1 pseudogene is annotated in these 265 nt (G+C 74.0%); it reads right to left on the bottom strand.

Going from position 1 to position 265, the window contains the following annotated elements:
• Nucleotides 1-265: pseudogene (locus tag VR44_RS40690) on the bottom strand (MFS transporter); the annotation flags it as partial.

Here is a 265-nt window from a genome sequence, read left to right as displayed (position 1 = left end):
CAGGGCACCAAGGGTGATGAGGGCGACCGTGCGCGTCGTGGCCCCCGTACGGCGGGCGAGTGATGCGTAGAGGGTGCGGCCGAGGGTCTGTCCCGCGCCGCCGAGGCCGAGGGCCCAGGCGGCCTGGCTGGTGGTGTAGCCGCGTTCGGTCACGAGCGGGACCAGGGTGGTGACGGCCGCGTAGACCGCGAACGCCGACAGCGTGAATGCCGCGGCGAGGAGGAGGAAGGGGCGGCTTCGGACGACCGCGTGCGGGGTGGTGTCG

The organism is Streptomyces katrae, assembly GCF_000966975.1.
Classification (GTDB): domain Bacteria; phylum Actinomycetota; class Actinomycetes; order Streptomycetales; family Streptomycetaceae; genus Streptomyces; species Streptomyces katrae.
Note: the sequence above shows the minus strand (reverse complement) of the source record. Positions and strands in the feature narration are given on the sequence as shown.